This is a genomic window from Thioclava sp. JM3, from assembly GCF_002213185.1.
In the GTDB taxonomy this organism is placed as follows: domain Bacteria; phylum Pseudomonadota; class Alphaproteobacteria; order Rhodobacterales; family Rhodobacteraceae; genus Thioclava; species Thioclava nitratireducens.
Genome location: NZ_NBOB01000008.1, coordinates 15810 through 42221 on the forward strand (window position 1 = coordinate 15810; position 26412 = coordinate 42221).

The 26412-nt window shown below is 64.4% G+C and carries 29 protein-coding genes; 15 read left to right on the plus strand and 14 right to left on the minus strand.

From position 1 onward, the window contains the following. Positions 1 to 161 precede the first annotated feature (161 nt). From mce to B6V73_RS15300, 3 genes are read left to right on the plus strand one after another with little or no spacing between them, the layout of a single operon-like run. A complete protein-coding gene (mce, locus tag B6V73_RS15290) occupies positions 162 to 566 on the plus strand; it encodes a methylmalonyl-CoA epimerase (RefSeq protein ID WP_075774126.1) in 405 nt (134 codons plus the stop codon). Beyond that, positions 566 to 835, plus strand: a complete 270-nt coding sequence (locus tag B6V73_RS15295) for a DUF1467 family protein (RefSeq protein WP_075774127.1) — start codon at positions 566 to 568, stop codon at positions 833 to 835. Before mce ends, B6V73_RS15295 begins: the two co-directional genes overlap by 1 nt. 55 nt (positions 836 to 890) lie before the next feature. Continuing rightward, positions 891 to 1568, plus strand: coding sequence for a DUF4396 domain-containing protein (locus B6V73_RS15300; protein WP_075774128.1), 678 nt, complete (start codon positions 891 to 893; stop codon positions 1566 to 1568). A 21-nt stretch (positions 1569 to 1589) separates the two neighbouring features. Here the strand turns inward: B6V73_RS15300 and B6V73_RS15305 are convergent, their stop codons facing one another. After that, a complete protein-coding gene (locus tag B6V73_RS15305) occupies positions 1590 to 2285 on the minus strand; it encodes an EI24 domain-containing protein (RefSeq protein WP_088719645.1) in 696 nt (231 codons plus the stop codon). Further along, positions 2282 to 2884, minus strand: coding sequence for a nitroreductase (locus B6V73_RS15310; protein WP_088725744.1), 603 nt, complete (start codon positions 2882 to 2884; stop codon positions 2282 to 2284). The genes B6V73_RS15305 and B6V73_RS15310 overlap by 4 nt, the downstream gene beginning before the upstream one ends. A 108-nt stretch (positions 2885 to 2992) precedes the next feature. Between B6V73_RS15310 and B6V73_RS15315 the strand changes: the two genes are divergently transcribed. Then, the gene (locus tag B6V73_RS15315) at positions 2993 to 3241 is read left to right on the plus strand and encodes a DUF167 domain-containing protein (RefSeq protein ID WP_075774333.1); all 249 of its coding nucleotides are present in this window, start codon (positions 2993 to 2995) and stop codon (positions 3239 to 3241) included. A gap of 27 nt (positions 3242 to 3268) precedes the next feature. On the opposite strand, the gene B6V73_RS15320 is transcribed toward B6V73_RS15315, so the two are convergent. Beyond that, entirely contained in the window at positions 3269 to 3532 is a 264-nt protein-coding gene (locus B6V73_RS15320; protein WP_088719646.1) for a hypothetical protein, read from the minus strand. A 142-nt stretch (positions 3533 to 3674) separates the two neighbouring features. Between B6V73_RS15320 and B6V73_RS15325 the strand changes: the two genes are divergently transcribed. The 5 genes from B6V73_RS15325 to cysK all read left to right on the plus strand — a co-directional run bounded on the left by B6V73_RS15325 (position 3675) and on the right by cysK (position 7537). Continuing rightward, positions 3675 to 4421, plus strand: coding sequence for a M48 family metallopeptidase (locus B6V73_RS15325; RefSeq protein ID WP_088719647.1), 747 nt, complete (start codon positions 3675 to 3677; stop codon positions 4419 to 4421). Between the two features lie 96 nt (positions 4422 to 4517). Beyond that, a complete protein-coding gene (locus B6V73_RS15330) occupies positions 4518 to 5846 on the plus strand; it encodes a DUF2254 domain-containing protein (protein WP_075774133.1) in 1329 nt (442 codons plus the stop codon). Positions 5847 to 5923: 77 nt separating this feature from the next. After that, positions 5924 to 6217, plus strand: coding sequence for a DUF6455 family protein (locus tag B6V73_RS15335; RefSeq protein ID WP_088725669.1), 294 nt, complete (start codon positions 5924 to 5926; stop codon positions 6215 to 6217). Next, the gene (locus tag B6V73_RS15340) at positions 6217 to 6477 is read left to right on the plus strand and encodes a DUF6455 family protein (protein WP_088719648.1); all 261 of its coding nucleotides are present in this window, start codon (positions 6217 to 6219) and stop codon (positions 6475 to 6477) included. Before B6V73_RS15335 ends, B6V73_RS15340 begins: the two co-directional genes overlap by 1 nt. 94 nt (positions 6478 to 6571) lie before the next feature. Beyond that, the gene (gene cysK / locus B6V73_RS15345; RefSeq protein WP_088719649.1) at positions 6572 to 7537 is read left to right on the plus strand and encodes a cysteine synthase A; all 966 of its coding nucleotides are present in this window, start codon (positions 6572 to 6574) and stop codon (positions 7535 to 7537) included. On the opposite strand, the gene B6V73_RS15350 is transcribed toward cysK, so the two are convergent. After that, entirely contained in the window at positions 7492 to 8910 is a 1419-nt protein-coding gene (locus B6V73_RS15350; RefSeq protein WP_088725670.1) for a serine hydrolase, read from the minus strand. The genes cysK and B6V73_RS15350 overlap by 46 nt on opposite strands. 145 nt (positions 8911 to 9055) lie before the next feature. Beyond that, positions 9056 to 10498 carry a PLP-dependent aminotransferase family protein gene (locus B6V73_RS15355; RefSeq protein ID WP_088725671.1) on the minus strand — a complete coding sequence of 481 codons (1443 nt, stop codon included), beginning with the start codon at positions 10496 to 10498 and terminating at the stop codon, positions 9056 to 9058. 58 nt (positions 10499 to 10556) lie between these two features. Here B6V73_RS15355 and B6V73_RS15360 point away from each other — a divergent pair, with 58 nt between their 5' ends. From B6V73_RS15360 to ugpC, 5 genes are all read left to right on the plus strand, one after another. Beyond that, entirely contained in the window at positions 10557 to 11213 is a 657-nt protein-coding gene (locus B6V73_RS15360; protein WP_206185586.1) for a pyridoxamine 5'-phosphate oxidase family protein, read from the plus strand. A 462-nt stretch (positions 11214 to 11675) separates the two neighbouring features. After that, positions 11676 to 12989, plus strand: a complete 1314-nt coding sequence (gene ugpB, locus B6V73_RS15365) for a sn-glycerol-3-phosphate ABC transporter substrate-binding protein UgpB (RefSeq protein WP_075774142.1) — start codon at positions 11676 to 11678, stop codon at positions 12987 to 12989. 69 nt (positions 12990 to 13058) lie between these two features. Continuing rightward, a complete protein-coding gene (gene ugpA / locus B6V73_RS15370) occupies positions 13059 to 13940 on the plus strand; it encodes a sn-glycerol-3-phosphate ABC transporter permease UgpA (RefSeq protein ID WP_088719653.1) in 882 nt (293 codons plus the stop codon). A 32-nt stretch (positions 13941 to 13972) separates the two neighbouring features. Beyond that, a complete protein-coding gene (gene ugpE / locus B6V73_RS15375) occupies positions 13973 to 14809 on the plus strand; it encodes a sn-glycerol-3-phosphate ABC transporter permease UgpE (RefSeq protein ID WP_075774334.1) in 837 nt (278 codons plus the stop codon). 9 nt (positions 14810 to 14818) lie between these two features. Then, the gene (gene ugpC, locus B6V73_RS15380) at positions 14819 to 15871 is read left to right on the plus strand and encodes a sn-glycerol-3-phosphate ABC transporter ATP-binding protein UgpC (protein WP_088725673.1); all 1053 of its coding nucleotides are present in this window, start codon (positions 14819 to 14821) and stop codon (positions 15869 to 15871) included. A gap of 22 nt (positions 15872 to 15893) precedes the next feature. Here ugpC and argE read toward each other — a convergent pair whose 3' ends face one another. The 4 genes from argE to cysD form a co-directional block, all read right to left on the minus strand. Continuing rightward, positions 15894 to 17048 carry an acetylornithine deacetylase gene (gene argE / locus B6V73_RS15385; RefSeq protein WP_088719655.1) on the minus strand — a complete coding sequence of 385 codons (1155 nt, stop codon included), beginning with the start codon at positions 17046 to 17048 and terminating at the stop codon, positions 15894 to 15896. A 4-nt stretch (positions 17049 to 17052) separates the two neighbouring features. Beyond that, positions 17053 to 18237 carry a M24 family metallopeptidase gene (locus B6V73_RS15390; RefSeq protein ID WP_075774146.1) on the minus strand — a complete coding sequence of 395 codons (1185 nt, stop codon included), beginning with the start codon at positions 18235 to 18237 and terminating at the stop codon, positions 17053 to 17055. Positions 18238 to 18371: 134 nt separating this feature from the next. Further along, the gene (gene cysN, locus B6V73_RS15395) at positions 18372 to 20279 is read right to left on the minus strand and encodes a sulfate adenylyltransferase subunit CysN (RefSeq protein ID WP_088725674.1); all 1908 of its coding nucleotides are present in this window, start codon (positions 20277 to 20279) and stop codon (positions 18372 to 18374) included. 58 nt (positions 20280 to 20337) lie between these two features. Then, on the minus strand, positions 20338 to 21273 hold the full coding sequence (gene cysD, locus B6V73_RS15400; protein WP_276206801.1) for a sulfate adenylyltransferase subunit CysD: 936 nt from the start codon (positions 21271 to 21273) through the stop codon (positions 20338 to 20340). 83 nt (positions 21274 to 21356) lie between these two features. On the opposite strand from cysD, the gene B6V73_RS15405 reads away from it, so the two are divergent. Further along, positions 21357 to 22334 (plus strand): helix-turn-helix transcriptional regulator, encoded by a 978-nt coding sequence (locus tag B6V73_RS15405; protein WP_143597915.1) that lies wholly within the window; start codon positions 21357 to 21359, stop codon positions 22332 to 22334. Here the strand turns inward: B6V73_RS15405 and B6V73_RS15410 are convergent. The 5 genes from B6V73_RS15410 to hemN all read right to left on the minus strand — a co-directional run bounded on the left by B6V73_RS15410 (position 22331) and on the right by hemN (position 26385). After that, a complete protein-coding gene (locus B6V73_RS15410) occupies positions 22331 to 23080 on the minus strand; it encodes a sulfite exporter TauE/SafE family protein (protein WP_075774149.1) in 750 nt (249 codons plus the stop codon). The genes B6V73_RS15405 and B6V73_RS15410 overlap by 4 nt on opposite strands. Positions 23081 to 23092: 12 nt before the next feature. Next, complete coding sequence (locus B6V73_RS15415; protein ID WP_088725677.1) at positions 23093 to 24085, minus strand: MDR family oxidoreductase; 993 nt, start codon at positions 24083 to 24085, stop codon at positions 23093 to 23095. Positions 24086 to 24096: 11 nt separating this feature from the next. Next, on the minus strand, positions 24097 to 24726 hold the full coding sequence (locus tag B6V73_RS15420) for a TetR/AcrR family transcriptional regulator (RefSeq protein WP_088725678.1): 630 nt from the start codon (positions 24724 to 24726) through the stop codon (positions 24097 to 24099). Positions 24727 to 24757: 31 nt separating this feature from the next. Continuing rightward, positions 24758 to 24931 (minus strand): DUF2256 domain-containing protein, encoded by a 174-nt coding sequence (locus B6V73_RS15425; RefSeq protein WP_206185587.1) that lies wholly within the window; start codon positions 24929 to 24931, stop codon positions 24758 to 24760. 98 nt (positions 24932 to 25029) lie between these two features. Further along, entirely contained in the window at positions 25030 to 26385 is a 1356-nt protein-coding gene (gene hemN / locus B6V73_RS15430; protein ID WP_088725679.1) for an oxygen-independent coproporphyrinogen III oxidase, read from the minus strand. Positions 26386 to 26412: the final 27 nt, after the last annotated feature.

The window sequence follows — 26412 nt, forward strand, 5'->3', positions numbered from 1 at the left end:
CCCAGTCGATATGGAAATCGTCGGATTCTCGAGATTCGGCAGGTCCTCTCCAGTAAGGGGCAAAGTGCCTAACTCCGTGTTAACGCGAACAGGGGCATCCAGGCTTGCGCGAACCGATGCGCCCCGCTACCCCTTGATCCATATCACCGGAGGAGACCCAGATGATCGGACGCCTGAACCATGTCGCCATTGCCGTGCCTGATCTCGAGGCGGCCTCGGCCAAGTATCGCGACACGCTGGGTGCCAATGTTGGCGCGCCGCAGGACGAGCCCGATCACGGCGTCACGGTCGTCTTCATCGAGCTGCCCAACACCAAGATCGAACTGCTCTACCCGCTGGGCGAGGACAGTCCGATCAACGGCTTTCTGGAAAAGAACCCCGCGGGCGGCATCCATCACATGTGTTTCGAGGTGGAGGACATCCTCGAGGCCCGCGACAAGCTCAAGGCGGACGGCGCGCGGGTTCTGGGCAGCGGTGAGCCGAAGATCGGTGCGCATGGCAAGCCCGTGCTGTTCCTGCACCCGAAAGATTTCAACGGCTGCCTGATCGAACTGGAGCAGGTCTGATGAGTCTCACGGGCGGCATCATTCTCTTCGCGGTGATCTGGTTCATGATCTTTTTCATGGTCCTGCCGGTTCGTCTGAAAACGCAAGGCGATGTGGACGAGGTCGTGCCGGGCACTCCCGCAGGCGCACCGCACGAGGCGCATCTGGGCGCGAAGGTGAAGATCACCACTGTTGTCACCATCGTGCTCTGGGCGGTCATCGCGGCAGTGCTGCTGTCGGGGATCATCACTTTGGAAGATATCGACTTCTTCGGGCAGTTGCGCCGCTGACCGCGCCGGGAACCGTATCTGATCAGCCGGGTTGGGGGGCTGAAAGGAGCCTCCCATGACACCAAACTGGTTTACCGTTCTGAGCTGGTTATCGCTTGCTGTAGGCGTGCTCTCGTTCATCTATCTTCTCGTGCAGGTGCGTCGAAACCCGCCTCACATGGCCATCATGGCGTGGGTCTGGCCGATTTGCGGGCTGTTTGGCGGACCACTAGTAATCTGGTTGCACAGTCGCTTTCCGGGCCATGGTAATGCGCCCTTCCCGGTCTCGGTCGCGAAGGGGACACTGCATTGCGGCGCGGGCTGCACCTTGGGTGACATTCTGGCCGAGAACCTCGCGCTCGCCGTTCCAGTGATTCTGGTCGCGTTCGGCTGGCCGGATTTCTGGGGGCACAAGATCTTTGCGGTCTGGGGGCTCGATTACGTCTTCGCCCTCGCGATCGGGATCGTGTTCCAGTATTTCTCGATCGCCCCGATGCGCGGGCTCGGGCTTGGCGAGGGACTCAAGGAGGCGGCGAAGGCCGATGTGGCTTCGCTCACCTCGTGGCAGATCGGCATGTACGGTATGATGGCGATCTTCCATTTCGCCGTGTTCAAAGGGCTCTGGGGCGCGGAGATCAACGCCGCCGACCCGGAATTCTGGTTCGCCATGCAGATCGCGATGATGGCCGGTTTCGTGACCGCCTACCCGGTGAACTGGCTGCTGATCCGCAAGGGCATCAAGGAAGAGATGTGAGCGGCGCCTCGGCGCCGCCCCTTATCCACGGCGACCGGTGATCGCGTGGAAGAGGTGGGTGAAGCCTGCGGCTCCCAGCACCGGCACGAACAGGTTCACCAGCGGGATCGACAGCGGCACCGCCATCAGCGCGCCCGCGGCCCAGATCGTGACCTTGTTGCGTTCGTAAAGTTCGAGCGCCGCCTCGCGTTCCATCCGCCGGAAAGCTGCCATCTGGAAGTATTCACGCCCCAGAAGGTAGCCGTTGAGCCCGAAGAACATCAGCGGCGCAAGCGGGATCACGAAGGGGTAGATCATCAGCGCGATGATGTTGGCCGCAAGGATCACGCCGAAGAAGCGCACGGTGTCGCGCATCCCTTCCGCGAAGGTGAGTTTGCGCACCGGCGGCAGCGTCGGGTAGTGGACGTCCTCCACCATCTCCGCCACGTCTTCGAGGAAGAAACCGGTGAAGGCGGAGGCCACGGGCACCATCAGGAAGACCGATGCAAAGAGGATCACCCCCGCCGAGACGATCGACAGCGCGGTGTCGATATGGCCGATCTCGCCGATGAAGGGCAGCGAAAAGCTGTCGGGGATCAGCCAGCCGATCAGCATCACCATCGCGACATAGATCGCGACCAGAAGGCCCAGCGATAGCGCCACGCCGAAGCCCACGACTTTCATCGCGCCAGGCCGCAGCAAGTCGGTCCAGGCTTTCAGATAGCTTGAAATGATCATTCCGAAATCCGCGTGGTGATCGCGTCGAGGTCGGGACGGGGGCGTTCGGGCGGCGTCACGCCTTCGGTACCCAAGTGGATGAAGCCCGCGACGCTTTCGCCGTCCTTGAGGCCCAGCATCTCGCGCCCGAAGGCCTCGTCATGCGCGGCCCAGCCGGTCAGCCAGTTCGCGCCCCAGCCCGCAGCGAGTGCCGCGTTCAGAAGCGAGAGGCAAACCGCGCCCGCCGAATAGAGTTGCTCGACCTGCGGAACCTTCTCGCTCTGCTTGGGCGAGGACACTACCGCGACGCAAAGTTGGCTGTCATGGAACTGCTTGCCGGCCTTCGCGATCTTCTCATCGGGAAGGCCCTCTGCTTTGGCGCGCGCCTCGGCTTCGGCACCCAGCCGCTGCGCGGCCTCGCGCGTGATGGTGATGAAGCGCCACGGCTCCAGCTTGCCGTGATCGGGAGTGCGCGCGGCGGCCGTCAGGATCTCGCGCAGCGCGGCCTCGTCGGGGGCAGGAGCCTTGAGGGTTTTCGCCGGGCGCGACCGGCGGGTCAGAAGGAAAGCCATCGCCGCGTCATTGCGCTCGGCCGGGTTCACTTCGGGCAGTTCAGTCATGAAAATCTCCGTCTGTTGCGCCAGATATCGGGCGCTCGGCATGTGATTGCAACCTCAGCATGGGCAACTGTCTTGTATGCGATCGTGCAGCGCCTATGCTGCGCGACGATGACGGATCTCAGCCACCTCGCAATTCCTGGCAACGAAATCGCCCTGCGCGTGACGCCAAAAGCGTCGCGCAACGAGATACGGGTCGGGGAAGAGGGGCTTCGGGCCTATGTCACGGTCGTTCCGGAGAACGGCAAGGCCAATGCGGCGGTCGTCAAATTGCTGGCAAAGGCGCTAGGTGTGGCGAAGTCGCGGCTGACGCTGATCCGGGGCGAGACCGCGCGCGACAAGGTGTTCCGTCTCGATTGAGCGGGCGCGCGGGGCCGGGCAGGCCCCTCAGCCGTCCTCGGCGGTGCTGTCGGTCTGCTTCAGGCGATAGACGCCTTCGGGCAGGTTGAGCGCCGCCGCCAGCTCCCGCAGCTGGGCATGGCTGAAGGTGATCGTCTGCACCTGCTCGGTCTGCTCGTCGAGCTGTTCGACCACCACGCAATCCTCGAAAGAGCTGATCGTGATGTCTTCCTGCAAATAATCGCGCGGATCCGCCCCTTCGTCGACAAGGGTGATCACGGTCGCGTCGAATTCGTGTTCGATGGTAAACATGACCTCATGCTAGCGCGGCTTGCCGATCCGAAAAAGCGAAATCACGCCGCCGCTTGCGGGAGAGTACGTGGAGGACACTAGGCGGCTCCGGGCCAAGTCGTTAAGCTGGGACAAATCCTGTCTCTGGGGTGTTTTCCCGTCGATGCCTTCCGCCCGTTTCCTTCTCGTGACCCTCTCGCTCGCCGCGACGCTGCTGTCGGGCTGCGTGCCGACCATGGCGCCGATGCAGCCCGTCCCGGAGAGCGAGCTCTCGCCCGAAGCCAAGAAACGTGCCGAGGTGGCGGTGACGCGGCTGGTCGATGTCGGCGAGCGCATGGAGCCGCAGATCGAGTCGGAATGTCGCAAGCGCACGCGGAACCTCAATTGCGACTACCTTTTCGTGGTCGATGACCGGCTCGATCTCGACGCGAACGCCTTCCAGACCATGGATCGTTCGGGTCGTCCGGTGATCGGGGTGACACTCGCGATGATCGCCGAGGTGCGCAATGCCGACGAGCTGGCCTTCGTGATCGGCCACGAGGCCGCGCATCACATCGCGGGCCATATCGCGGCGCGCGAACGCGATGCGGCGGTGGGGGCGGCTTATCTGGGGCGTGCGGTGCAGGCACAGGGTGCCGATCCGCTCACGATCCAGCGCGCGCGGCGCATCGGGGCCGAAATCGGCTCGCGGCTCTATTCCAAGGATTACGAGCTTGAGGCCGACCGGCTCGGTACGATCATCACGTGGGATGCGGGCTACGACCCGCTCAAGGGCGCGCAGTTCTTCCTGCGGTTGCCGGACCCGGGCGACAAGATGCTGGGTTCTCACCCGCCCAACCAGCTGCGCTTCGACGTGGTGCGAAATACCGTTGCCCAACTGCGCGCGGGCAAGATTCCGGCGGGCAGCTGAGGAACCCGCCCAAGGTCTGCGGGCTTGAGATTTGAGAGAGGCCGCCGGGAAAGGCGGGTCCGGGACGCGGGAACAGGGGACGGGGACGAAGAACCTATGACAATCTTTTCGCGACTGCGCTGGCGGCTGAGGGTTATCCTGCGCGAGATCTGGGTGCGGGTGACGGCCTTCGGCGTGCTGGGGATCGCGACCGCGCTGGGATCGGCGGGCTTCGGCTACCTCGTACCCGCGGATATCGGCTACAAGATGGGCGCGGGCTCGGTGGAGCCGATCCTGAAGATCATCGCCACCGCGATGCTGACCGTCACGACGTTTTCGCTGCAGATCATGATCACCGCGTTCAGCTCGGCCCAGACCGGAGCCACGCCGCGCGCGATCAAGCTGATGCAGACCGACCGCGTGACCCAGAACGTGCTGGCGAGCTTCATCGGCTCTTTCGTCTTTTCGCTGGTCGGGATCATCGCGCTCGAGACGGATGTCTATGACGACTCCGGGCGATTCATCCTGCTGGTCGTCACGCTCGGCGTGGTGGCGATGGTGGTGATATCGCTGTTGCGCTGGGTGCAGCATCTGAGCGAGTTCGGTCGGCTCGGCGATGTGATCAGCCGGGTCGAGGACGCTGCGAGCACGGCGCTGAAAGCGCGCTGCGAGCGGCCGTGGCTCGGCGGCAAGGAATGGGAAGACCCGCCCCCCGGGGTATTCGGGATCACGTCGACGCGGACCGGCCATGTGCAGCATGTCGACATGGGGGCGCTGCAAAAGGTGGCCGAGACGCATGACTGCCACATCTGGCTTTGCGGACGGACCGGCGAATTCGTCCACGGCGCATCCGATCTGGTGCGATGCGACGCGCTGCCGGGCGACGCCGAGACCCGCGAGGCGATCGAGGAGGCCGCGCGCGACGCCTTCACCATCGATCACGCGCGCGATTTCGACCAGGATCCGCAATTCGGCCTGATCGCGCTGGCCGAGATTGCCTCGCGCGCGCTTTCGCCGGCGATCAACGACCCCGGAACCGGTATCGATATTCTCGGGCGTCTGGTGCGGGTGCTGGCCGATTGGCATCCACCGAAGAGCCCCGATTGCGTCTTCGACCGCGTCTATGTGCGCGCGGTGACGCCCGAGCAGTATACCGAGGACGCGTTCGCCGCGATCGCACGCGACGGAGCCGGGCATCTGGAGGTCGCGCTGCGCCAGCAGGAGGTGCTGGAAGCTCTGGCCGAGATGCATCCCGCTCATTTCGGCCGTCCCGCCGCCCATCAGGCGCTGCGCGCAGCCGCCCATTCGCAATCCGCGATGACCTTGAGGCGCGACCGCGCGGTGATCGCGGAGGAAGCGCAGGCGCTGGCCGCGCGCTTTGCTCCCGATCTGGACTGTGACGTCGGCCATGACCTCGACAGCGACAGAGCGGAACGCGACGCTTGATCTGAATCATATCGAAATGACGGCCCCTGCGGCAGAGTCGGCCCATCACCGGGATGACTGTTTCAAGGGAGGCTGCCATGACCGCTGCCAAGCACCTCAATCGCCATGCGTCGATGATGAACCGCATGGCCCAGCAGATGGGCGGCGATCTCAGCATGGAGATGGCCGCCGGGCGGCTCAGCGGCGAAGCGTGGAAGGACGCGCTGATCCGCTGCACCAAGTGCCGCGAAGCCGGGGCCTGCCTGCTCTGGCTGGCCGAGCACGATCCGCAAATGAACCCCGCGAAAGCACCTCCCGCCTATTGCGAAAACCGCCTGATGATGACGCGGCTGCGCGCGACCATTGAGGCTGAACCCGAAGGAGTGGAATGATGGGAATGCAAAGCGATGTCGATCTGAACTTCTGGGTGACGCGCGGCATGGCGCGGCGTCTCGGAGTGAACATTTCCGAAGCGATGCGTGACGGCTTTCTCACACAAGCCGACTTTGCCGAGATGATCACAACCTGTGCGACCTGCGGGCGCACCGAATTCTGCCTCGCTGTTCTGGCCGAGAAAGGTGAGGGGCCGCAGGCCATCCCGACGGATTGCCCGAATTACGACGTCCTGACGTCTCTGCGCGCTCTCCAGTGAAAGGGCACGTCGTCCGCGCGCGTCGCTTTCGCCTTTCCCTCGCCTGCCTTTGGTTATCTGATGGGACGGCAGCAGGCTGAAAGGGAGCGCGCGCATGGCACGGATTTACGAGGATAACTCGCTCAGCATCGGAAACACGCCGCTGGTGCGGCTCAACCGCATGACGGAGGGCGCGGGCGCGACCGTTCTGGCCAAGATCGAAGGGCGCAACCCGGCGTGGTCGGTGAAGTGTCGCGTTGGGGCGAACATGATCTGGGACGCGGAGGAGCGCGGCGTGCTCGGCCCCGGCAAGGAGATCGTCGAGCCGACCTCGGGCAACACGGGGATTGCGCTGGCCTTCGTCGCCGCGTCGCGCGGTATCCCGATCACGCTGACCATGCCTGACACGATGAGCATCGAGCGGCGCAAGCTTCTGCTGGCCTATGGCGCGAAGCTGGTGCTCACCGAAGGCGCACAGGGCATGAAGGGGGCGATCGCCAAGGCCGAGGAGATCGCGGCCTCGGATCCCGACCGCTACGTGTTGCTGCAGCAGTTCAACAACCCCGCGAACCCCGAGATTCACGAGAAGACTACCGGCCCGGAGATCTTCGAGGATACCGATGGCGTGGTCGATATCTTCGTCGCGGGCGTCGGCACGGGCGGCACGATCACTGGTGTCTCGCGCTATCTGAAAAAGGAAAAGGGCCTGCCGCTGATCTCGGTCGCGGTCGAGCCCGAGGCGAGCCCGGTTCTTACGCAGGCCCGCGCGGGCGAAGCGCTGCACCCCGGTCCTCACAAGATTCAGGGCATCGGCGCAGGCTTCGTGCCAAAGGTGCTCGACATGGATCTCGTGGACCGGATCGAGCAGGTCAGCAATGATGAGGCTATCGAGACCGCCCGGCGGCTGGCGCGCGAAGAGGGCATCTTGGCAGGGATCTCCTGCGGCGCGGCGGCTGCGGCAGCCCTGCGCCTTGCGCGCGAACCGGAGAATGCGGGCAAGACCATCGTCGTCGTGCTGCCGGATTCGGGCGAGCGTTACCTGTCTTCGGCGCTGTTCGAAGGGATGTTCGACGAAGCCTGAGTGGTGGTCTTTGCCGCCTCCAGCAATGCTGCCACCAGCTTCTGCGGGCGGTAGTTCAGGTCCGACGGCGTCAGCCCCATCCGCACCACGACCATATCGGCCGAGGGGATCACGGTGACGGTCTGCCCGTCATGCCCCTCGAGCCAATAGGTGTCGGCGGGTAGGCCGAACCGCGCATCATCGCCCGCTTTCTGCTGATCGCTCGGCCCGGCGAGCCAGATCATGCCCTGCGCATAGACTCCGTCGGTCGGCGCGGGCGCATGCATCCGCTTTACGAACGCGGCGGACAGCAATTGCCGCCCCTCCCATTGGCCGTCCTGAAGCAGAAACTGTCCGAAACGCGCCCAGTCCCGCGCGGTCGCGTAGAGGTAGGAGCTGCCGACGAAGGTTCCGGAGGCGTCGGTCTCGAGCGTGGCCGAGTTCATCCCGAGCGGACCGAACAGCTTGCGGCGCGGCCAAGCGAGTGCGGTGGAGGTGTCGCCCACCGCGTTTTGCCAGATGCGCGACAGCAGGACTGCGGTGCCGCTGGAATAGCTGAAATGCGTACCGGGCGGATGATCGAGCGGCCGCGACGCTGCGAACTTCGCCATGTCCGGCTCGAGATAGAGCATCCGCGTCACGTCCGAGACGTCGCCGTAATCCTCGTTGAAATGCAGCCCGCTCGACATCGACATCAGCTGCGCGACAGTGATCTTCGCCCGGTCGTCGCCCTGCCATTCGGGCAGTAGATCGCTTTGATCCATCCGCAGCTTGCCCGCCTCGATCGCGGTGCCGACAAGGGCGGCGGTGACCGTCTTCGTCATCGACCAGCCCAGAAGCGGTGTCTTCGCATCGAAGCCATCGCCGTAGCGCTCGGCCACGAGCTGACCGTCCTTGATCACCACCACCGCGCGCATCCCCGGCCCGGTCAGCGCATCGTTTTGCAAGACATCGGCGAAGCGGCCTTGTCCCGTCAGTTCGGTCTTCGATCCCGCGGGCCAGAGGGCGACGCTCTTGCTCGGTCCCGGCGCGGGCGGGGCGGCCTGTTCGCGGGCGTCGGCCAGATCGCCGTCGGGGAAGGTCGCGCAACCGAGGCCCATGCGTTGCTCCGCTGTTGTGGGCGCGATGATCCCGGCGAAAGCCGCCCAGACGCGGCCCGCCCGACGATCGGGGCTGACCCAGAAGGCGCGCAGCAGCGGATTGCCTGGCGCCTGCACATCGGTTTCGAGAACCTCGTCGGGGTCGCGGTCCTGCAGGACCAGCGCCGAGCAGGTAATCTTCGCGCTATAGCCCGCGCCGACGCGTAGCAGTTCCGGAGGCACGATGATCGCGTAAATCAAAGCCGCCATGAAAAGCAGGCCAATCCCGCCGAGCACCGCTTTCCATCCGCGCATCCTGTCCTCCGCTCCCGTGCGCTTGGATCAAGTCAGGCGCCCGTTTTTTACTCGCGCGTTAGTTTTGGCAAACGGCGCGGGCTTGCCAAGAGGGCGAGTGCTTTCTCGACGTAAGGTCACCCTGTTGTGAGTTGCGAGGTCGCGGTCATGGAATCGACGTCAGAAGTGCCCGCAGCTTCTCTGCTGCGGCGCTTAGCGTCGGTTCGTCGAAACCCGCGTACCCGAGCAGGACGCCTTGCGGCGGGTCGGGCAGGCGGGCGTGCGACGACAGAGCGCGCAGGGTAAGACCGGCCGCCTTCGCGCGCTCGGATATCGCGCGGTCGCCGGCGGGCACGAGGGCCGGGCCGAGACCCGCGCAGAGATGCATTCCCGACGGATCGGGCTGGAGCCGGAGATACTCCTCGAGCCCTGTCAGCGCGTTCAGAAGGTGGCGCTGCCGTTTCGCGTAATGGCGCCGCATCCGCCGTAGATGGGTCGCGAATTCGCCGCTCGCCATGAAGCTCGCCAGCGCCGGTTGAGGTACCATCGAAACCCGCGGCCCCGTCGCGTCGATCGCCGCCCGCATCGGCCCGACAAGCCGCTCGGGCAGCACGATATAGCCAATCCGCAGCGCCGGGCTGAGCAGTTTCGAGAAGCTGCCCATGTAGATCACGCGCTGCAGCCCATCGAGCCCCGCCAGAGCGGGCAGGGGCTGGCCGCGATAACGGAATTCGCTGTCGTAATCATCCTCGACGATCAGCGCATCATGGTCACGCGCCCAGTCAAGAAGCGTCAGCCTGCGCGTGAGCGGCATCGCTGCCCCGGTCGGGAAATGGCGCGAGGGGGTGATGATGACGGCGCGGGTGCTGGGCGGCAGATGTACCGGGTCCAGCCCTTCGGCGTCGATCCGCACCGGGTGCTCGTTGAGGCCGCTGGAGGCCAGCACATGGCCCATTGTCGCCCAGCCGGGATCCTCGGTCGCGATCGACGCCCCGGGGGCGATCGCACTACGCGCGATCAGGTCGAACCCGTCCCATGCGCCGCCGGTAATCACCACTTGTTCCGGCGCGCAATCGAGGCCGCGCCACGCCGCGAGGTGGTCGCGGATCGCCAGCCGCAGCGGCGGCCAGCCGAACGGGTCGGGCCGGTCCAGAAGGGTGGGATCGGGGGTGCGCCACGCGCGCTCGAGGTGGCGCGCCCAAAGCCTGTGCGGGAACAGCGCCTGATCGGGCAGGCCGGGCTGGAAAGGCAGCCAAGCTGGCGGAGGCGCCCCTTGCGCGGCCCTTGATGCTTTTCGCGGGGTAGGAGGGGCGAGATGGGGCAGATCCTCGGCGACATAGGTGCCGCCGCCGGGGCGGGTGCTCAGGTAGCCCTCGGCGATCAGCTGATCATAGGCGGTGGTCACTGTCATGCGCGAGACCGACAGCTCCTCGGCCAATGCGCGGCTTGGCGGCAGGCGCTCTCCGGCTGCGGCGGGATCGGCGCGCAGCATCTCGCGCAGGACATGGGTCAGTTGCGCATGCAGCGGCAGACCGGAGTTTCGATCCAGCGAGAGACCAAACAGGGCGGTGTTTAAATTGGACTGCTGCATTTTTGCGAAACTGGACATGTTTTCCGATCCAGTAGGCCGCTATCGCTGAGGGCACAAGTCAGACATGAGGCAGACCATGACCGAGACCCTCCCTGTAACCGAGCGTTCCCGCCTTCGCCGCCTGCATGAGCGCGGCCATTTCGATCGCGACAGCATCAACACGATCCTCGACGCGCAGCCGATGTGCCATGTGGGCTATGTCCGGGACGGCAAGCCCTACGTGACGCCGACGATGCAATGGCGCGAAGGCGATCACGTCTATTGGCATGGCTCTTCCGCGAGCCGCGCGCTGCGCAGTCAAAAGGAGACAGAGGTCTGTCTGACGGTCTCGATCCTCGATGGTTTGGTTCTGGCGCGCTCTGGCATGCATCATTCGCTGAACACGCGCTCGGTCATGCTCTTTGGTGTTGCGTTCAAGGTGGAGGACCCGGCGGAGAAGCTGCAAAAGCTCGGAAATTTCGTGAACCATCTCTATCCGGGCCGCTACGAGACGCTGCGCCCAGACCACGAACAGGATCTGAAGGCGACGACCGTGCTGGGGATGGAGATCACCGAGGGCGCCGCGAAGATCCGCACCGGCGGGCCGAGTGACGACGAGGAGGATTACGCGCTGCCGATCTGGGCCGGGGTGATCCCGCTCCGTATGGAGGTGGGCGACCCGATCCCCGATCCGCGCAATCTCGACGGTGTCGAGATGCCCGCGCATGTGCGCGATTTCCGCTATGGCGGTTAATTCGAGGCGATCCGGTCCAGCTCCCTCAGGCGCATCTCGTAGAAGTAGGTGAGGCAGTCGATCAGGCTGAGAACCATGACCCGGACCGAGCCGAACCATTTCAATGATTTGGCAAATCTAAGGGATTCGGGAAAGCGCCGCGAGGAAAGCTGATCGTAATCGGGTGTTTCGCGCGACTGTCGGTTTTTGTTCGGTTTCGATCGAATCGCGCAAAAATGCGCTTCACAAAGTCGTGATCTAGCGTCGTGCAAAACTTCGAGGAATCTCGAAAAAGCTTAGCAGGAAAGGGCTGAGAAGCCGCCGTACCGCGCTGGATCGCGCGACCGAGAGGCAAAGCGAAACCGAAATCACTCTCTTGTTTTGTTCCTGTTACATCCGCACACTACGCCGCGTAGCGCGGAGGCTTCGCACGGGGCCTCAGATCCATCCAACAATGAATCCCGCTACATATGGGAGGAAGACATGAAGAATTTTGCACTCGGTGCGGCGCTTGCGTCGGCCTCGCTCATTGCGCCCTTCACGGCCAATGCAGCAACGGAAATCCAGTTCTGGCACGCCTTTACCGGCCGTCTCGGCGAGCTCGTCGATCAGCAGGTGAAGGACTTCAATGCCAGCCAGGACCAGTATGAGGTCGTGGCGACCAACAAGGGCAACTACTCGGAAACGCTGAACGCCGGGATCGCCGCGTTCCGCGCCGGGGAACAGCCCGACATCCTGATGGTGTTCGAGGTCGGCACGGCGACGATGATGGCCGCCAAGGGCGCGATCAAGCCGGTCTACCAGGTGATGGAAGATGCCGGCGTGGACTTCAATCCCGACGATTACATCGGCGCGGTGAAGGGCTACTACACCACCACCGACGGCAAGATGCTGTCGCTGCCCTTCAACTCCTCGACGCCGGTTCTCTGGGTCAACCGCGACATGCTCGACAAGGCAGGCGTCGCCAAGGATGCGCCGCTGACTACCTGGGAAGATGTCGGCAAGGTGCTCGACCAGCTGAAGGAAGCGGGCGTCGATTGCCCGATGACCACCGCCTGGCAGAGCTGGATCCAGCTCGAGAACCTCTCGGCCTATCACAACGTGCCCTTCGCGAGCCAGGAGAACGGCTTCGCCGGTCTCGACGCGAAGCTGGAGTTCAACGGCCCCGTTCAGGTCAAGCACATCCAGACGCTGGGTGACTGGGCCAAGAAGGGCGAGTTCGTCTACAAGGGCCGCCGGAACGAAGGCGGTGCCGATTTCCGTGCCGGCACCTGCGCGCTCTTCACCGAGAGCTCGGCCGGTTACGCGGGCATCAAGTCCGAAGCCAAGTTCAACTTCGAAGTGCACCCGCTGCCCTATTGGGGTGACGTCGACGGTGCGCCGCAGAACACAATCATCGGGGGCGCCTCGCTCTGGGTCATGGCTGGCAAGGATGACGACCACTACAAGGGCGTCGCTGAATTCCTGAACTACCTCTCGTCGCCGGAAGTACAGGCGAAGTGGCACCAGGATACCGGCTACCTGCCGATCACCAAGGCCGCGGCCGAGCTGACCCGTGAGCAGGGCTTCTACGAGAAGAACCCCGGCACTGACGTGGCCGTGAAGCAGATGACCGCGAATGCGCCGACCGAGAATTCGAAGGGCATCCGCCTGGGCAACTTCGACCAGATCCGCGGCATCATCGACGAGGAACTGGAGGCTGTCTGGGCCGGTGACAAGACCGCGCAAGACGCGCTCGACAACGCGGTGGAGCGTGGCAACCAGCTGCTGCGCCGCTTCGAGCAAGCCAACCGCTAACCCAAATCCAGCCGCGGGCGGGGAGAACCCTGCCCGCGGCTATTTCTATTCTAAGGCCCCGATCCCGATATGGAAAAACGCGTAACCTTCAAGGGCTGGCTCTTGCCGATGCTGCTGCTCGCGCCGCAGTTGATCATCTCGGCCGTGTTCTTCTTCTACCCGGCGGGCGAGGCGGTGTGGCAATCGCTGTTCATCCCCGATCCGTTCGGCCTGTCGATGCAATATGTGGGCCTCGGCAATTTCGAATACCTGTTCAACGACCCCTATTATCGCGCGTCTTTTGTGACGACGGCGGTGTTCTCGACCCTTGTGACGCTGGTCTCGATGATCCCGGCGCTGTTCCTCGCGGTGCTGGCGGATCGGCTGGTGAAAGGGGCGGGAACTTACCGCACGCTTCTGATCTGGCCCTACGCGGTCGCGCCCGCGGTGGCCGGTGTGCTATGGCTCTTCATGTTCAACACGCGGATCGGTGTGGTCGCCTTCTATCTCAACCAGATGGGTTATGACTGGAACCATGTGCTCAACGAGAACGAGGCGATGGGCCTCGTCGTCGTGGCGTCGGCCTGGGGCCGCATCAGCTACAACTTCCTGTTCTATTTCGCGGCGTTGCAAGCGGTGCCGAAATCGGTGATCGAGGCGGCGGCGATCGACGGGGCGCGGTTCTGGCGGCGCTTCTTCACGATCGTGCTGCCGCTCCTGTCGCCCACGACCTTCTTTCTGCTGGTCGTCAATATCGTCTACGCCTTCTTCGAGACCTTCGGCGTGATCCACACGATCACCTCCGGCGGGCCGCAACAGGCGACCACGATCCTGGTCTACAAGGTCTACGCCGATGGCTTCGTGGGTCAGGATCTCGGAAGCTCTGCCGCGCAATCCGTGGTGCTGCTGGTGGTCGTGGGCTTCCTGACGGTGCTGCAATTCAAATTCGTCGAGAAGCGGGTGCATTACTGATGGCTGACATGCACAACGAACCGCCCCCGGGCATGGTGGAAAAACGCGGCTCCGGCCTGTGGCTGACCCATGTGCTGATGATCGCGGGCGTACTGGTGATCTTCTTCCCGATCTGGCTGGCCTTCGTGGCCTCGACCCATACCCAGCAGGAGATCGCGCAGGCGCCGATGCCGGTGATGCCGGGCTCGCACCTGATCGAGAACTACTCGGATGCGCTGTTCTCCGGGGTGAATGTGCCGGTCGCGACGATGCTGGTGAACTCGCTGGTGATGGCGTTGGGGATCGCGCTCGGAAAGATCGCGATCTCGCTCCTGTCGGCCTTCGCGATCGTCTATTTCCGCTTTCCGGGACGGCGCTTCTTCTTCTGGATGATCTTCATCACACTGATGCTGCCGGTCGAGGTGCGAATCGTGCCCACCTACGAGGTGGTCGCGGGCTTCGGGATGCTCAACAGCTATTCCGGCCTGATCCTGCCTCTGATCGCATCGGCGACGGCGACCTTCCTGTTCCGGCAGTTCTTCCTGACGGTGCCGGACGAGCTGGCCGAGGCCGCCCGAGTCGACGGCGCGCGTCCGATGCGCTTCTTCTTCGATATCCTGCTGCCGATGAGCCGCACGAATATCGCGGCGCTCTTCGTGATCCTCTTCATTTACGGCTGGAACCAGTATCTCTGGCCGCTCCTCATCACCACCAATCCCGAGATGAACACGATCGTCATGGGGCTCAAGCAGATGTTCCCCTCGGGCGACGATATCGCCGATTGGCCGGTCATCATGGCGACCTCCATCCTCGCGATGATCCCGCCGGTGATCGTGGTGATCTCGATGCAGAAACTCTTCATTCGCGGTCTCGTGGACAGCGAGAAATAAGGGCAGACAATGGCGACCGTTGAACTCGAAAATATCAAGAAACGTTTCGGCAAGACCGAGGTGCTGCACGGGGTCTCGATCGACATCCAGGACGGCGAATTCATCGTCATCGTCGGTCCCTCCGGCTGCGGGAAATCGACGCTGTTGCGCATGGTCGCGGGGCTGGAGAGTATCTCAGAGGGTGAGATTCGCATCGGCGAGGCCCGCGTGAACGAGCGCGAGCCGATGGACCGCGATATCGCGATGGTGTTCCAGAACTACGCGCTCTACCCGCATATGTCGGTGCGCCAGAACATGGGCTACGGGCTGAAGATCGCGGGCATGTCGAAGTCCGAGATCAAGCGCCGCGTCGATGAGGCCGCGAAGCTGTTGCAGCTGTCGGACTATCTCGAGCGAAAGCCGCGCGAACTGTCCGGCGGGCAGCGTCAGCGGGTCGCGATGGGCCGCGCCATCGTGCGCGAGCCGTCGGTCTTCCTGTTCGACGAACCGCTGTCCAACCTCGATGCCAAGCTGCGGGTGCAGATGCGCGTCGAAATCCGCGAGCTGCAGCGCAAGCTCGGCGTGACCGCGCTTTACGTGACCCACGATCAGGTCGAGGCGATGACCATGGCCGACCGGATGATCGTGATGAACGGCGGCGTGGCCGAGCAGATCGGCACCCCGCTCGAAGTCTATGAGCGCCCCGTGACCATCTTCGCGGCGCAGTTCATCGGCAGCCCGTCGATGAACGTCATCGATGCCGAGGTGCGCGGCGGGCGGGTGATGCTGGGCCATGTGACGCTCGGGCCGACCGATCTGCCCGATCGCCCCGTCAGCCTCGGGATTCGGCCCGAACATCTTCATCCCGATGACAACGGCCCGCTGGCGCTGAATGTGACCCTGTCCGAACCGCTAGGGGCGAATACGCTTCTGCACGGAACGCTGGAAGGGCGCGGCGAGCCGATGACCGCGGCGCTGCCGGGCGTGCATATGGAGAAGCAGGCGGTGGGGCAGGTGCGGCTGTCGGTGAACGCCGAGGATCTGCATCTCTTCGATCCGAAAACCGGCAAGCGCCTGAACTGATCGGAGAGGCGGCCAGGCGCACTCAGTTCCGGGCGCTGGCGAGCTTGCCCAACATCGTCAGCGCCTGATCCATCTGCTCGAGCGAGACGAACTCGTCGGCCTTATGGGCCTGCTCGATCGAGCCGGGCCCGCATATCACCGCGTCCATTCCGAGCGACTGGAACAGCCCGGCCTCGGTGTTGAAAGCAACGCAGCCTGCGTGGTTCTGCCCGGTCAGCGCGAAGACCAGATCGCGCGCGGCGTTGTCGTCCATCGGCTCGAGCCCCACGACCTCGCCGATGGTCTCGGTGGAGATCGCGGCTTCCGGCGCGATGGCGCGCATCTCGGGCAGCAGCGTGTCTTCGACGTAGCTCGCGATCTCGGCTTTGACGAAATCCATGTCAGCGGCATTGATCGGGCGCATCTCCCAGGCCAGTTCGGCGCGCGGCGCGATCACGTTATGAGAAATGCCGCCTTTCAGCGCGCCTACGTTGAGCGTCGTCTGCGGCGGATCGAAGCGCGAGCCTTCGGGGCAGCGTTTGATCAGCTCAGCGCGCAGCTCGAATAGGCGGTTGATGTAGCGCACAGCGTATTCGACCGCGTTCACGCCCTTCTCAGGCGCGGAGCTATGGCCCGGCAGCCCCTCGAAGCGCACGGTATATTCGCAGCAGCCCTTGTTGCCGTCGAAGACCTGCATCGAAGTCGGCTCTCCGATGATGCACAGCGCCGGTCTGACCGGGCGTTTCGCCAGCAGCTTCACCAGTTCCTGCGCGCCCAGACAGCCGACTTCCTCGTCATGGGTGAAGGCGAAATGGATCGGGCGGGTTTTCGCGGCCTCGGCCAGCAGATCGAGCGAGCCGAGACAGGCGGCGATGAAGCCTTTCATGTCGCAGGCGCCGCGCCCGTAGAGCTTGCCGTCGCGCTCGGTCATGGTGAAAGGATCGCTGGTCCAGTCCTGATCGGTGACCGGTACCACGTCCGAATGGCCCGACAGCACCAGCCCGCCATCGCCTGCCTCGCCCAGCGTCGCGAAAAGGTTCGCCTTGTGACCGCTCTCGTCGACCATGACCTCTACCGCCGCGCCGACGGTTTCCAGCCGGTCCGCGATGTAGTGGATGATCGGCAGGTTGCTGTCGGTCGATATCGTCGGATAGGCGATCAGGTCCGAGAGGATCGCGCGGGTGGTGTCGATCCGCATCGGCTCAGTCCTTGACGAACAGTTTGCGCTCGATGTTGCACAGCGGCTCGGCGGGGCCGTCCTCGGTGATGAGGATGGTCTCGGTCGTCTCCATCCCCCAGTCATCCATCCAGAGGCCGGGCATGAAGTGGAAGGTCATGCCGGGCTCGAGGATCGTCTCGTCGGTGTCGCGGATCGAGACGGTATGCTCGCCCCAATCCGGCGGGTAGGAACAGCCCACCGCGTAACCCGCGCGGTTCGGGCGTTCGATGCCGACCTTGGCCAGCTCGACGTTCAGTGCGCGGGCGATGTCACAGGCGCGGTTCCCGGCACGCGCGACTTCGATCCCGGCGTTGAGGCCTTCGGTCAGCGCTTCGCTCGCATCGAGGACATGCTGCGGGGGCTTGCCCAGAAAGATCGTGCGCGAGAGCGGCGCGTGATAGCGACGGTAGCAGCCGGATTGCTCGACGAAGGTCGCTTCGCCAGCTTTCAGTGCCTCGCCGTTCCATGTCAGGTGCGGCGCGGAGGCATCCGGACCCGAGGGCAGCATCGGCACGATGGCCGGATAATCGCCCCAGCTGTCTTCCTCGCCCTGCACGGCGGTCTTGTACAATTCGCCGACCAGATCATGCTTGCGCAGCCCCGGCTCGGCCAGTTCCACCGCACGCTGGATCACCAGTTCGGAGATCCGTGCGGCACGGCGCATGAAACGCAGCTCCTCGTCGGATTTGATCAGGCGCTGCCAGTTCACCAGCACAGAGGCATCGAGCAGCGTCGCTTCGGGCAGCCCTTCGAAGAGGACTGCATGCGCTTTCGCGGTGTAGAAATAGGTCTCCATCTCGACGCCGATCCGGGCCTTGCCGTAGCCCATGATCCGCAGGTGAGAGGCGAGGTCTTCCATCGGGTGCATGATGTCGGATTGCACCATCGCGTCGTTGTAATGGAGGATGTTTTCCTCCTCCATCCAGACGGTGCGGCGCGCGCCGTTGGAATCCATGAAGCGGCCCCACCAATAGGGGGCGCCCTCCATCGGCAGGATCACGCCCTGATGGGTGTAGAAGGACCAGCCGTCATAGCCCGTCAGCCAGAACTGGTTAGACGGGTTGGTGATGAAGAGAATGTCGATCTCGCGCTGCGCCATTGCCGCGCGTACGAGCGCGATCCGGCGGGAAAATTCGAGTTCGCTGAAGTGCACGTTTTCGATCGGCATTCGGGCTTCTTTCTGCTGGCGGTATTGCGGGCAGGTTGGGGCGCGCCCCCGAGCAAGGTCAAGGCCAAAACGAAAACGTGCAACCCCCGGGAGGGCTGCACGTTCGCGTGAAATGGTGCAGTCGTTGTCGTCGCTTACGGAATGAGCCGAGCGAGGATCAATTCCGCCGCTTCCTCGGGGCTGATCGCGGTGGTGTCGATCCGCATCTCGGGGTTCTCGGGTGCCTCGTAGGGCGAGTCGATGCCGGTGAAGTTCTTCAGCTGGCCGGATCGCGCCTTGGCATAGAGCCCTTTCACGTCGCGCGCCTCGGCCACTTCGAGCGGCGTATCCACGAAGACTTCGAGGAATTCGCCCGGCTGCATCATTGCGCGCACCATGTCGCGCTCCGAGCGGAAGGGCGAGATGAAGGCCGTGACCACGATGAGGCCCGCGTCGGTCATCAGCTTCGCGACCTCGCCGACGCGGCGGATGTTTTCCACGCGGTCGGCCTCGGTGAAGCCCAGATCCTTGTTCAGGCCGTGGCGCACGTTGTCGCCATCGAGCAGGAAAGTGTGGCGGTTCATCCGCGCCAGCTTCTTCTCGACCATGTTGGCGATCGTGGATTTGCCCGAGCCCGACAGGCCCGTGAGCCAGACCACCGCCGGCTTCTGGTGCTTCATGTTGGCATGATGCTCGCGCCCGATATCGGTCGCCTGCCAGTGGATGTTCTGGGCCCGGCGCAGCGCGAAGTTGATCATGCCCGCAGCCGCAGTCTGGTTGGTCATCTTGTCGATCAGGATGAACCCGCCCAGATCGCGGTTCTCGGCATAGGGGGCGAAGGGGATCTCGCGGTCGGTGGTGATGTTGGCCACGCCGATCGCGTTCAGGTCCAGCGTCTTCGTCGCCAGATGCTCCTGCGTGTTGACGTTCACCTCGTATTTCGGCTCCTGCACGGTCGCCGAGACGGTCTGCGTGCCGATTTTAAGCCAATAGGCGCGGCCTGGCAGCAGTTCGTTCTCGTCCATCCAGACGATGGTGGTCTCGAACTGGTCGGCCACTTCCAGCGGTTCTTTCGCGGAGACGATGACCTGCCCGCGCGAGCAGTCGATCTCGTCGACCAGCGTGATCGTGATGGATTCACCCGCCACCGCCATGTCGCGGTCGCCCTCCAAGCTGACGATCCGCGCCACTTTCGAGGTTTTGCCCGAGGGCAGCACGCGCACCTCGTCGCCCGGACGCACGGTGCCCGACGCGATCAGCCCCGAGAAGCCGCGGAAGTCGAGGTTGGGGCGGTTCACCCATTGCACGGGCATCCGGAAGGGGCGCTCCTGATCGGAGGTCACGTCCACCTCGACCGCTTCGAGATAGGGTAGGAGCGACGGCCCCTTGTACCAGGGGGTATTCTCGCTCGGGCCGGTGATGTTATCGCCCTTGAAGCCCGAGATCGGGATCGCGGTGAAGCCTTCGATGCCGATGCTGTCGGCGAAGGTTTGGTAATCGGCCACGATCTCGTCGAAGGTCGCCTGATCGTAGTCCACCAGATCCATCTTGTTCACCGCCAGCACGACATGGCGGATGCCGAGCTGGTGGACGAGGTAGGAGTGGCGCCGCGTTTGGGTCAGTACGCCCTTGCGCGCATCGATCAGGATCACCGCCAGATCGGCGGTCGAGGCACCGGTGACCATGTTGCGGGTATACTGTTCGTGGCCGGGGGTGTCCGCGACGATGAACTTGCGCTTCTCGGTCGCGAAGAAGCGGTAGGCCACGTCGATCGTGATGCCCTGTTCGCGCTCGGCAGCGAGCCCGTCGACCAGCAGTGCGAAGTCGATCTCTTGGCCTTGGGTGCCGACGCGCTTGGAGTCGGCCTCCAGCGCGGCCAGCTGATCCTCGAAGATCATCTTGCTGTCATAGAGCAGCCGCCCGATCAGCGTCGATTTCCCGTCATCGACCGAGCCGCAGGTGATGAAGCGCAGCATGGTCTTGTGTTGATGCGCCTCGAGATAGGCATCGATATCCTGCGCAATCAGCGCGTCGGTCTTGTAGATCGGATCGTTGGTCGTCATGTCGGCTCACCTGATAGGGTGGAAATGAAGGCGCGCGTGCGGCTCGGGAGGGGAGGGCTCAGAAATAGCCTTCCTGCTTTTTCTTCTCCATCGAGGCGCTCTGATCGTGGTCGATCGCGCGGCCCTGACGCTCGGAGGTGGTGGTCAGCAGCATTTCCTGAATGACTTCCGGAAGGGTCTGCGCTTCGCTCTCGACGGCGCCGGTCAGCGGGTAGCAGCCCAGAGTGCGGAAGCGGACCGAGCGCATCACCGGCTCCTCGCCGTCGCGCAGCGGGAAGCGGTCGTCGTCCACCATCAGGATCAGCCCGTCGCGCTCGACTGTCGGGCGCAGGGCCGAGAAATAGAGCGGGACGATCTCGATCCCTTCGAGGTGGATATATTGCCAGATGTCCAGCTCGGTCCAGTTCGAGATCGGGAAGACGCGGACGCTCTCGCCCTTCGCTTTCTTGGCGTTGTAGAGACGCCAGAGCTCGGGGCGCTGGTTCTTCGGATCCCAGCGATGATTGGCCGAGCGGAACGAGAACACGCGTTCCTTCGCGCGGGATTTCTCCTCGTCGCGGCGCGCGCCGCCGAAGGCCACGTCGAAGCCGTGCTTGTCCAGAGCCTGTTTCAGACCTTCTGTCTTCCACATGTCGGTATGCAGCGAGCCGTGATCGAACGGGTTGATCCCCTTGGCCTTCGCCTCGGGGTTCTGGTGCACGATCAGCTCCATCCCCGCATCCTTCGCGGCCTTGTCGCGCAGGTTGTACATCGCCTGGAATTTCCACGTCGTGTCGACATGCATCAGCGGGAAGGGCGGCGGCGACGGATAGAAGGCCTTCTTCGCGAGATGCAGCATCACCGCGCTGTCCTTGCCGACGGAATAGAGCATGACCGGATTGTCGGCTTCGGCCACGACTTCGCGCAGGATGTGAATGCTTTCGGCTTCGAGCCGCTGCAGGTGAGTCAGGGTCTTGTTCATGCGGGAGGTCTCTGTCTGATCGCGGTTTTCCAAGATATAGGCGGCGGGTTTTGCTGGATAACCCCCCAAATGGGGGGTAAATACGGCTTATGTTGGGGCAGTCCGAGAACACACTGTTGATCAACGCGCTCTTCGCCGCGGCGAGCGAGGCGGGAAAGGCTGGCTGGGTGCGCTTTCTCGAGCGGCTCTGTTCGGTCGCCCATGCCGAGGGTGCGGCGGTGCAGATTCTCGCACCCGAGGGGGAGGGCGCGGGCTGGCAGGTCGGCAGGATCGCCTTGCCGGACGCCGCGCGACTCCACCCGATGCGACTGGATCGTGTCTATTCGCAGATCGACCTGCCGGGTGAAGTGGCGTGGCCCGAACCGCTACGGGCGCTGAAGGTCGCGGCAGGGGGGGCGGGGCGCGTGGTGCTGATGATCGCGCGCTCGAACCGGGATTTCCGCGCGGCGGAGGCGTTGGCCCTCTCGACGCTCGCGCCGCATCTGGGGCAGGCGGTGATGATACGCGAGGCGCTGGGCGGCGAGCGGGCGCGAGCCGCGCGCGATGCCGAGGCCACGGCGGCGCTCGGTGCGGGGTGGTTGGTCCTGACACCCGCGGGTGCGGTGCTGGAATTCGATCCGCGCGTAGCGGCGGAATTCGATGCGGGAGGTTGGCTGCGGCTGCGCATCGGCGCGCGCCCGGAATTCGCCGATCCCGACGCCGCGCTGCGCTTTCGGCAGAGCCTCGCGAAACTCGGGGAAGGCGGGGAGGTCGTCCGGCCGATCCCGCTTGGCCCCGAGGGGCAGGGCGTGCTCCGGCTCGCGTCGGGGCGATGGCGGGGCAGTCCTGCACTGATCGGACATCTGCGCGCCATGCCGCTGGCTGAGGCGCTGCCGGTCGCGCGTGTCGCGGGGGCGCTAGATCTCAACCGGTCCGAGGCGCGGCTCGCGGCGCTTCTATGCGATGGGGCGAGCCTGCGCGAGGCGGCCGAGCGGCTTGGCTGGACGCTGGAGACCGCGCGCTCGACCTCAAAGCAGATCTATGCCCGCGCCGGGGTCAGCGGTCAGACGGGACTGTTGCGCAAGATGTTCGGCTCGGCGCTCTGGCTGGGTTAGCCGCGTACGAAGAAGACCGCCGCCATCACCAGCCCGACCGCAATGATGAAGCCGCGCAGCAGCGCCATATTGGTGATCCGCTTCGACAGATGCGCGCCCAGGTAGCCGCCGACGGCGCTCGCGATGCCCAGCACCAGAACCGCCTGCCAGTCGATCAGCCCGGCCACCGCGTAGGTTACGACCGAGACCAGCGACAGCACGGCCGAGACGAGGTTCTTCAGGCCGTTCATCGCATGCAGATCGGTGAAGCCAATCAAGCCGAGCGCGGCGAGCAGCATGATCCCGAGCCCGCCATTGAAGTATCCGCCGTAGATCGTCACCGCGAGTAGCAGGGCGAAGGCGGACACGGCGCCCATCGTGCGGCCAGAGCGTTGCAGCGCCTTCAGCAGCATCGGCCCGAAGGCAAACGCCGCCGTCGCCAGCAGCAGAAGCCACGGCACCACGCCGGCGAACAGTTTTTCGGGCGTGATCAGCAGCAGGAGGGCGCCGAGGAACCCGCCCGCGACGGCGGCGATCAGGATCGTGCGCAGCGCCATCGGCCCCTTGTGGCGCAGCTCGTGGCGGAAGGCCCAGGCGCTCGACAGATAGCCGGGCAGGGCCGCCAGCGTCGCGGTGGCATTGGCGGTGATCGGCGGCACGCCGGTCCAGACAAGCGCGGGGAAGGACAAGAACGTCCCGCCGCCCGCGACCGCATTTAAAGCGCCCGCCGCGAGACCGGCGAGCGCGAGGATCAGGAAAGACAGCATTTCTTACCGTAGTCAGCCGAGGTCAGGTGCGACCGGAACGACGATCCGCCCGCGAACCTTTCCATCGAGGAATTTCGGCGCGGTTGCAATCACTTCGTCCAAGGCGACTTCCATCTCCATAGCGGCGAGCTTCTCCATGTCGAGATCGGCAGCCAGACGACGCCATGCTTCGACGCGATCCTCGATCGGGCACATCACGCTGTCGACGCCTGCGAGCGTCACGCCGCGCAGGATGAAGGGCGCGACCGAGGTCGGCAGGTTCATCGAACCCGCGAGACCACAGGCGGCGACGGTGCCGCGATAGGCCATCATCGACAGAACATTGGCCAACACCTCACCGCCGACCACGTCGACCGCACCGGCCCAGCGTTCCTTGTTCAGCGGGCGCGGCTTGCCAGAGACGTCCTCGCGCGGAACGATCGACGATGCGCCGAGGCGCTTGAGGTAGTCTTCCTCTTCCGGGCGCCCGGTAACGGCAGCCACTTTATAGCCGAGCTTGCCCAGAAGAGCGATCGCGACGCTACCCACGCCGCCGGTCGCTCCGGTCACGACGATCTCACCGCTCTCGGGCGTCACGCCATGCCCCTCGAGCGCCATCACGCAGAGCATCGCCGTGTAGCCCGCAGTGCCGATCGCCATTGCCTGACGCAACGAGATACCGTCGGGTAGTTTCACCAGCCACTCGCCTTTCAGTTGGGCGCGCTCTGCCAGCCCGCCCCAGTGTTTCTCGCCCACGCCCCAGCCGTTGAGCACGACCCGGTCGCCCTTGGCGAAATCGGGATGCTTGCTGGTCGCGACGATGCCGGAGCAGTCGATGCCCGGCACCATCGGGAAGCTGCGCACCACTGGGCCTGCGCCGGTGATCGCCAGTGCGTCCTTGTAGTTCATCGTCGAGTAGGCGACGTCGACCGCCACCTCGCCCTCTGCCAGATCGGGCAGGTCGATATCCTTGAGCGCGGCGCTCTGAGCCTCTTCGGGTTTCTCGATCAGGATGGCTTTGACCATGGGGTATCCTTTCAGCTTCGGGCGAGCCGCAGGAAGCCGTCGGTGAAACGGCGCAGCGGCTCGGGGTTGCGTTGAAGTTTCGTGCGCAGAACCGCGCCTTCCCAGCCGGTCCAGAACAGTTCTGCGAGTGCTTCGGGGTCGTGATCGGCGCCGATTTCGCCCACCATTTGCGCGTCACGCAGGCACGATACGGTAAGGTTTTGCCAGCGCTCGAACACCGCGATCAGGCGACTGCGGAACTCTTCGGGCAGGCTGCCCATTTCCTGACCGAGATTGCCGATCAGGCAGCCACGGCGGAAGTCGAACCGCGCCATGCCCGCCTCCGCGTCTTCGGTGAAGGCGGTGAGCCGGGCGAGTGGGGTGATGTCCGTGCGGTCGAAGGCGCGGCGCAGCTTGTCTTCGAAATAGGCGTCATAGGCGTCGATGAGCGCCGCGCCAAAAGCCGCTTTCGTCGGGAAGTAGTGGTAGAAGCTGCCCTTGGTGACACCGGCAGCGGCGGTGATCTCTTCGAGAGCGACGCTTGCGTAGCCGCGCTCGGTCAATTGGGCGAGCCCTGCCTGGATCAGCGCCTTGCGGGCGTCCTGATCCTCGGGCTTGCGGCGCGGGCGGCCGCGGCGCGCGGGGGCTGGAGTAACGCTCATATAGAATTAATATACCATACGGTATGTAAAATCAACCGCCGAGATTGTCCCCCCTCGCCAGTGCGGCCTTTGCCGAGCGGCGGCAGCGATCGGAACAGTAGCGCACGCTCTCCCAGTCACGGGCCCACTTTTTGCGCCACGCGAAGGCGCGGCCACAGCTGGCGCAGAGCTTTGTCGGCAGGTCGGATTTGCGGCGCATCTTCATGCAATTCGATACGCGGCGGACGCGTGGCCGGATGACCGCCGGCCAAAGGAAAAAGGGCCGCGCGCGGCGACCCCTCCCTCGTCCCTCTTCCCCGGCGATCAGATCGCCGAACTATGCCCGGCTTTCGACAGATCGTAAGCATCGAAATGGCGCGCGATCATGCGGGTGAGCGGGCGCGCCTTCGCCGGAATGCGCAGCCCGTCCGCGTTCACCTGAACCATGTCGCCGAAATGCTCCGCGCAGGCGGCGAACATTGCGGCGAGTTCCTTCGGATCGGCGCCGTAATCCCGCACCAGCTCTGCCGCTTTCACTTCGAAATCGCACATCAGCGCCTCGATCAGCCGCGCGCGCATCTTGTCATCCGCAGTGAAGCGGTGCCCGCGCGAGGTCGAGAAGCGATCCGCCCGGATCGCAGCCGTATGGGCTGAAGTAGCTGGCGCGTTCTGTGCATAGCCTTGCGGGAAGCGCGAGATCGAGGACGCTCCGAGCCCGACCAGCGCCTCGGCCTGATCGTCGGTATAGCCTTGGAAATTGCGCCGCAACTGACCTCCCTTCTGGGCGGTCGAGAGCCCGTCGGTCGGCAGCGCGAAATGGTCGATTCCGATCTCGTCATAACCATCGGCCACGAACAACTCGCGCGCCACCTCGAACAGCTTCAGACGCTCTTGCGGGGTGGGCAGATGGTCTGATGGGATCATCGTTTGGCGGCGCGCCATCCACGGCACATGCGCGTAGCCGTAGAGCGCCACGCGATCGGGGCCGAGCGACAGCAGCTTTTGCACCGAGGCCGCGATTTTCGTCGGTGTCTGGTAAGGCAGACCGTAGAGGATATCGGCGTTGAGGCTCGCGACATCGCGTTCGCGAATCATGTCGACCGCAGCTTTGGTTACCTCATAGCTCTGGTCGCGCCCGATCACGCCCTGAATCTGCGGGTCGAAATCCTGCACCCCGATCGAGGCGCGGTTCATACCCGACTCGGCGAGCGCGTCGAGGCGGGCGGCGTCGATTTCGTTGGGGTCGATCTCGACCGAGAATTCCGCGCCTTCGCCCATCGGTACGACGTCGAAGACCGCATCGGCGAGGCGGCGCATCATGTCCGGGGGCATCAGGGTCGGCGTGCCGCCGCCCCAATGCAGACGCGACAGCGTGACGCCGGGCGCCAGGCGCTCCTTGAAGAGGCGCAGCTCGGCCAGCAGCGTCTCGGCATAGGCGCGGACCGGTTCCTCGCTTTGCGTGCCTTGCGTGCGGCAGGCGCAGAACCAGCAGAGCCGACGACAAAACGGCACGTGCATGTAGAGCGAAATCGACGCGCCTTCGGGGATCGCCTCGATCCAATGCGCGAATTCCATGGGGCCGACATCGCCCGCGAAATGGGGGGCGGTGGGGTAGCTCGTATAGCGGGGCACCCGTGCGTCGAAGAGTCCGAGTCGGGTAAGTTGCGATTCCTGTTCCATGCGCGTATCTTTAGAGATAACACGCGC

Excerpts from the sequence above, each read along its gene's own strand:
- B6V73_RS15340 (WP_088719648.1), top strand. The coding sequence starts at position 6,217 with ATGGGAATGCAAAGCGATGTCGATCTGAACTTCTGGGTGACGCGCGGC.
- B6V73_RS15410 (WP_075774149.1), bottom strand. The coding sequence starts at position 23,080 with ATGCTGTCTTTCCTGATCCTCGCGCTCGCCGGTCTCGCGGCGGGCGCT.
- B6V73_RS15415 (WP_088725677.1), bottom strand. The coding sequence starts at position 24,085 with ATGGTCAAAGCCATCCTGATCGAGAAACCCGAAGAGGCTCAGAGCGCC.
- B6V73_RS15355 (WP_088725671.1), bottom strand. The coding sequence starts at position 10,498 with ATGTCCAGTTTCGCAAAAATGCAGCAGTCCAATTTAAACACCGCCCTG.
- B6V73_RS15425 (WP_206185587.1), bottom strand. The coding sequence starts at position 24,931 with ATGAAGATGCGCCGCAAATCCGACCTGCCGACAAAGCTCTGCGCCAGC.
- B6V73_RS15335 (WP_088725669.1), top strand. The coding sequence starts at position 5,924 with ATGACCGCTGCCAAGCACCTCAATCGCCATGCGTCGATGATGAACCGC.
- argE (WP_088719655.1), bottom strand. The coding sequence starts at position 17,048 with ATGCGGATCGACACCACCCGCGCGATCCTCTCGGACCTGATCGCCTAT.
- hemN (WP_088725679.1), bottom strand. The coding sequence starts at position 26,385 with ATGGAACAGGAATCGCAACTTACCCGACTCGGACTCTTCGACGCACGG.
- B6V73_RS15390 (WP_075774146.1), bottom strand. The coding sequence starts at position 18,237 with ATGCCGATCGAAAACGTGCACTTCAGCGAACTCGAATTTTCCCGCCGG.
- B6V73_RS15295 (WP_075774127.1), top strand. The coding sequence starts at position 566 with ATGAGTCTCACGGGCGGCATCATTCTCTTCGCGGTGATCTGGTTCATG.
- B6V73_RS15300 (WP_075774128.1), top strand. The coding sequence starts at position 891 with ATGACACCAAACTGGTTTACCGTTCTGAGCTGGTTATCGCTTGCTGTA.
- ugpB (WP_075774142.1), top strand. The coding sequence starts at position 11,676 with ATGAAGAATTTTGCACTCGGTGCGGCGCTTGCGTCGGCCTCGCTCATT.
- cysK (WP_088719649.1), top strand. The coding sequence starts at position 6,572 with ATGGCACGGATTTACGAGGATAACTCGCTCAGCATCGGAAACACGCCG.
- B6V73_RS15310 (WP_088725744.1), bottom strand. The coding sequence starts at position 2,884 with ATGACTGAACTGCCCGAAGTGAACCCGGCCGAGCGCAATGACGCGGCG.
- mce (WP_075774126.1), top strand. The coding sequence starts at position 162 with ATGATCGGACGCCTGAACCATGTCGCCATTGCCGTGCCTGATCTCGAG.
- B6V73_RS15320 (WP_088719646.1), bottom strand. The coding sequence starts at position 3,532 with ATGTTTACCATCGAACACGAATTCGACGCGACCGTGATCACCCTTGTC.
- cysN (WP_088725674.1), bottom strand. The coding sequence starts at position 20,279 with ATGACGACCAACGATCCGATCTACAAGACCGACGCGCTGATTGCGCAG.
- B6V73_RS15420 (WP_088725678.1), bottom strand. The coding sequence starts at position 24,726 with ATGAGCGTTACTCCAGCCCCCGCGCGCCGCGGCCGCCCGCGCCGCAAG.
- ugpC (WP_088725673.1), top strand. The coding sequence starts at position 14,819 with ATGGCGACCGTTGAACTCGAAAATATCAAGAAACGTTTCGGCAAGACC.
- ugpE (WP_075774334.1), top strand. The coding sequence starts at position 13,973 with ATGGTGGAAAAACGCGGCTCCGGCCTGTGGCTGACCCATGTGCTGATG.
- B6V73_RS15305 (WP_088719645.1), bottom strand. The coding sequence starts at position 2,285 with ATGATCATTTCAAGCTATCTGAAAGCCTGGACCGACTTGCTGCGGCCT.
- B6V73_RS15325 (WP_088719647.1), top strand. The coding sequence starts at position 3,675 with ATGCCTTCCGCCCGTTTCCTTCTCGTGACCCTCTCGCTCGCCGCGACG.
- B6V73_RS15330 (WP_075774133.1), top strand. The coding sequence starts at position 4,518 with ATGACAATCTTTTCGCGACTGCGCTGGCGGCTGAGGGTTATCCTGCGC.
- B6V73_RS15315 (WP_075774333.1), top strand. The coding sequence starts at position 2,993 with ATGACGGATCTCAGCCACCTCGCAATTCCTGGCAACGAAATCGCCCTG.
- B6V73_RS15360 (WP_206185586.1), top strand. The coding sequence starts at position 10,557 with ATGACCGAGACCCTCCCTGTAACCGAGCGTTCCCGCCTTCGCCGCCTG.
- B6V73_RS15350 (WP_088725670.1), bottom strand. The coding sequence starts at position 8,910 with ATGCGCGGATGGAAAGCGGTGCTCGGCGGGATTGGCCTGCTTTTCATG.
- ugpA (WP_088719653.1), top strand. The coding sequence starts at position 13,059 with ATGGAAAAACGCGTAACCTTCAAGGGCTGGCTCTTGCCGATGCTGCTG.